Genomic DNA, 4,372 nt, shown 5'->3' with positions numbered 1-4,372 from the left:
TTAAACCCTGAGAAAAAAGAAGAAATGCGGGCGGCATAAAATTTAACTTGAGGCGACAACTAACTTGAAAAACTCCGATACAATAAATGGTAACCGCCGATTTATGACACTTTCAGGGTTAGGTTTTCCTGAAAAATCACTTGCCGAGGCAAGAGCTGAAACAGCCATCATAAAACATCAAATAAAGAGTGGTATCGATCCTTTAGCAGAAAGAGCTCGTCAAAGCGAAGTGGAAATCATCACTATGAATGATTTGTTCAATGATTGGTATAAAGAAAAAAGCAAAAAACTTGAAAACCCAAATATACCGTTTCGCCAATACATTAGAGGAGTTAAGCCTTATATAGGCAAGCTAAGAGTAGAAGATGTTAAGGCAACAGATATCCGAAAAATTATTCAAATAATAAATGATGATGGCCGCCCTTCTATTTCTAATAAAACACTTTACCTTTTTAAGCATCTTTTTGAGCATGCTAATAAACTAGACATTACACAGAGAAATCCAGCATCAGCATTCAAAGAGTCAGATGCTGGAGGTCCTACGAAAAGTCGAGACAGGGCTTTAAGCTTCCAAGAAATTGAAATCACATTAAACGTCTTAAGAGATAACTTAGCAATATTCACTTATGATAACTATTTACTGATTATATTGCTTATCATTTTTGGAAATAGAAAAACCGAGTTAACTAAAGCAAAGTGGAGCGAGTTCGACTTTAGCAAAAATGTCTGGGATTTAGGTATAAGAAATAAAAAAAAGTCAGATATAAAAATCCCATTACCTAAAGAAGTAATGCCAATATTTAAAGAAATAAAAGAAAGGTCCTGTGGTTCTGAGTACTTATTTCCTGCTAGGAAAAAAAGTAAAAGTGGACATATAAGTGACGATACTTTGAATCACGCGTTAGGAAAAATGTTCGGAAGTAAAGTTAGCAAAAAACAATACCCAAATTTACTCGGTGTAGAAGGAGTAAAACACTTTACCCTTCATGATTTAAGAAGAACCTGTCGAAGCTTGTTGGCTGAGCTTGGGTATGAGGGCAACAAAGTAACTAGATACCTCAATCACAGTATTAAGGGGGTTACTGGAATTTATAACCGATATGATTACCTCGAAGAACGGAGAGAAATTGCTAGTACACTAGCTCAAAGAATACTTCCCCTAGCAAAAATCAACTTAATATCTGAGGAGGGGGAAGATGGATAAATACAGTATTTTTCCGCAATGTATAGCGCGGGAGTCGCTAAAAATTCAGTCAAAGCGGCTATTAGTTGATACACAAAAAGTGAGAGAAATCAATAAGAATGATATTGAGTGTGCAAATTATGAAGAAAGCGTGTCCCCTATAGGCTTAGATAAACCAAATTTAATTATATCTTCTATTAATAATTTACCTAAAGACGAATTTGGCCAAGACATTATGTTATTGGAAAAAGAGTCAATTAAACGCAAGGCGATGCTGGTGGAAGACATTCTAAGAGTACTTCCTGATAAGTCTAACGAAGACTACAAATTTTGGCTTAATAAACTAATGCACGAAATGTTTACGCTTGGCTCTCGAGTACAAGAGCATAATGATTTTGTAGAACATATTTATGCACTCAGGGCTACGGAGAAGAATACCATCGATCGAAAAAAAGCTGGGAGCACAACACCAAAAGCTTGGCAGCCTTTCATTAAGCTAATTCAACAGATAGTAAAGGACATCCAAAAAGACCCGTACATGTATTTAGCAAGTAGATCAAATTTAGCCGAGGCCATTAATGATTTATTTTCAAAAACCACGATTAGTTACCCTGCAAATAAATCTATAAAAAAATATATAAATGAATCATATGGTTATGCAGGAAAAAAAGGAAAGCAAGCTAATGCGCCATCTTTAAGAAAAGTAAGAGAATGGGTTTACGAGAATTACAAAAACAAAATATCAACTAAATCAATAAATTAAAGACTTTAATTACCCCATATCAATCTATGGGGGTAATTACGCCCCATCCAAACAAATAATATTTCCCCATCGAATAAAAGTGAACAGGGGAAACCTCTATGAACCAACTAATTACACCAACAACTCAATTTACTGACCGCCTAGTCAGAGAAGCAGAAAGAGCCAAAATAACGGCAGTCTCTCGAACCAGCGCTTGGGCTTTAGAAAAAAAAGGCCTCTTTCCAAAAAGAAGAAAGCTTCATGCCGATAGCGATAGAGTTTGTTGGTTATTAAGCGAGCTTTTAGACTTTGTAAAATCTCGCGAAGTAATAAATATGGAGCGACCTCAATGAACGAGAAAAAGCTACCAGATCTTGCTATGTATATTGACGATGCTCGCATGATTAAAAAGCCTGAATTGCAAAAACTTCTTAACATCAGTAGGTCAACACTTGGAAGATGGGTAAAGGCTGGCCATTTTCCTCCACCAGCCCATGTAATAAATGGGCGGTCCATGTGGCATTTTCAAGATTATAAAAATTGGCTAGCTAATAAACACACAAAAGCAGGTAAATAAACTGCTTTTTTTTGGCCTATTGATGACGCACTTTGAAACAAAATGATCAGTAAAAACACGCTATTCAACAAGCTAAAAACATATCTTAGTTATTATTTTAAAAGGGTTATTATTTTAAAAGGGCTTTTATCTGTAAAGCGCCTACCCACTAACAGCGGATATTAAATAATATAAGAAAGATACCAATTAATAACTAAGGTAAATAGATATAACAATGACCTTTAAAATATCAACAACTAACTCAGTAAACTTTATATACAAAGACCATAGTTACAGAGTATTCAAACCAAAGACAAAAGGCCAAGATCTAAAAGCATTAACTAAAGTGTTTAGGCATTGTGAATGTATGCTTTCTCACTACTCTAAAGTACTCGTAGCAAGAATAGACCTAAGTACTAAATCTTATTCTATTAATAATCAGGCGTTCTTAAAATTTATTAAAAAACAGTTGTCGATACTTACAAAACAATATAACTGCAAAGTAAGTTACATATGCGCTAGAGAGAGAAATACATCTTCAAATCATCATTATCACTTAGCTGTTTTGTTAAGTGGGCATAAAATAAATCATAGCAGTAAGTTAACCTACCAATTAAAGCATGCTTGGGAATCTGAAGGCTTAGGTTCGGCCTCATTCGTTCAACACCCATACTACCTAATGCAAAGGGGTAATAAGCTTAGCATAGAACCTGCTCTATACCGTTTAAGTTATTTTACTAAACGTACCACAAAAGAAGCTAGCATTAAGGCTCATAGCTACTTATTTAGTAAACTTGAATACTCAACAGAGCACGTTGATAGACGCTTTAACGATATGCTACTCGTAAATCCAGCTATAACATATCAGCAAAATAAAGAAGCGGCTCTAATAAAGCCAGATAACTCAAAAGCTGGTGGTATCAAGGTAATAAAAAGGCGATTAGGTATAAGCAGTACACAGTTAATACAATCTAAACTTCATCGCTCATTACAGTACAGCGATCATCCTAATCAAGCTAATAACGATCAAGTACCTTTGCAGCACTCTATGAACCGAAGCATACACATGCAAAGTGATCGTTCACCTTACCCAAACATACAACATAAAGCTCTGCTAAATGATCGCTTCACGTGGTATTAAAATAACATAACTCTTTGATTTATATATTCACACCATGATGGTAAGCATATAAATATTCGATTTTAAAAACTTGAAAGAAAATAAATTTTCAAAAAGCAAACCCTGTGAACCGAAAGTTCACCGAACATGATCGATCATAAAAAGGCAAAAAATGAGTAAATTTGATTTAGAAAGTCTACCCAAGTGTGGCGCTAAAACACGTTCAGGTAGTCCCTGTAAACGCTTAGGCAACAAACGTAATGGTCGATGTAAATTGCATGGTGGTCGCTCTACAGGTGCAAAAACAACTGAAGGTAAACTTGCTGTGCGTACCAATCCTGTTAAAAATGGTTTTGGATGGAATCTAATACAAGGCTATGACTCCGTATTAATGGAAGACTCACTTAAAGCATACATTCAATTGTGCGATATAGTTGGACAGAAAAGTATTAACAATAGTGAAGTAAACAAACTAGTAGCACGATACAACGTAGCATTAGAATGCTTTAAATATCATATTTGTGAATACTATGGCGAAGAGGCCTTTATTATTGTTCAATCGGCACTTGATGCATATTACAAAGATATTGATAGTCAACATCTCCTTTTTCATATCCACACGAAGATAGTAAAAGCACCTTACTTCCACCAGCATATGAGTGAAGCAAGAAAACAATTCTTACTTATTAATAAGGTAAGCGTCTAGCGAACCACACCTAGCATCGATGTTCTGATTATCTAAAAATACCTGCTCAATGATAAATTCGGAGC

Annotated in this window: 6 protein-coding genes; all 6 read left to right on the top strand. The window is 35.2% G+C overall.

The window, feature by feature from the left end; genetic code table 11:
- Positions 1-64: 64 nt before the first annotated feature.
- Positions 65-1,204, top strand: a complete 1,140-nt coding sequence (locus AAEY57_RS18805; protein WP_350608532.1) for a tyrosine-type recombinase/integrase — start codon at positions 65-67, stop codon at positions 1,202-1,204.
- On the top strand, positions 1,197-1,946 hold the full coding sequence (locus AAEY57_RS18800) for a hypothetical protein (protein WP_350608531.1): 750 nt from the start codon (positions 1,197-1,199) through the stop codon (positions 1,944-1,946). Before AAEY57_RS18805 ends, AAEY57_RS18800 begins: the two co-directional genes overlap by 8 nt.
- Before the next feature lie 98 nt (positions 1,947-2,044).
- A complete protein-coding gene (locus AAEY57_RS18795) occupies positions 2,045-2,278 on the top strand; it encodes a helix-turn-helix transcriptional regulator (protein WP_350608530.1) in 234 nt (77 codons plus the stop codon).
- Positions 2,275-2,502, top strand: a complete 228-nt coding sequence (locus AAEY57_RS18790; protein ID WP_350608529.1) for a helix-turn-helix transcriptional regulator — start codon at positions 2,275-2,277, stop codon at positions 2,500-2,502. Before AAEY57_RS18795 ends, AAEY57_RS18790 begins: the two co-directional genes overlap by 4 nt.
- Before the next feature lie 214 nt (positions 2,503-2,716).
- Positions 2,717-3,622, top strand: coding sequence for a YagK/YfjJ domain-containing protein (locus AAEY57_RS18785; protein WP_350608528.1), 906 nt, complete (start codon positions 2,717-2,719; stop codon positions 3,620-3,622).
- A gap of 151 nt (positions 3,623-3,773) precedes the next feature.
- Entirely contained in the window at positions 3,774-4,307 is a 534-nt protein-coding gene (locus tag AAEY57_RS18780) for an HGGxSTG domain-containing protein (protein WP_350608527.1), read from the top strand.
- Positions 4,308-4,372: the final 65 nt, after the last annotated feature.

It is taken from the genome of Pseudoalteromonas sp. MER144-MNA-CIBAN-0113 (assembly GCF_040308965.1).
Lineage (GTDB): Bacteria > Pseudomonadota > Gammaproteobacteria > Enterobacterales > Alteromonadaceae > Pseudoalteromonas > Pseudoalteromonas tetraodonis.
This window is presented reverse-complemented; position numbering and strand designations above follow the sequence as displayed.

Coding starts and splice junctions, on each gene's coding strand:
- AAEY57_RS18800 (WP_350608531.1), top strand. CDS start 1,197: ATGGATAAATACAGTATTTTTCCGCAATGTATAGCGCGGGAGTCGCTA.
- AAEY57_RS18795 (WP_350608530.1), top strand. CDS start 2,045: ATGAACCAACTAATTACACCAACAACTCAATTTACTGACCGCCTAGTC.
- AAEY57_RS18790 (WP_350608529.1), top strand. CDS start 2,275: ATGAACGAGAAAAAGCTACCAGATCTTGCTATGTATATTGACGATGCT.
- AAEY57_RS18785 (WP_350608528.1), top strand. CDS start 2,717: ATGACCTTTAAAATATCAACAACTAACTCAGTAAACTTTATATACAAA.
- AAEY57_RS18780 (WP_350608527.1), top strand. CDS start 3,774: ATGAGTAAATTTGATTTAGAAAGTCTACCCAAGTGTGGCGCTAAAACA.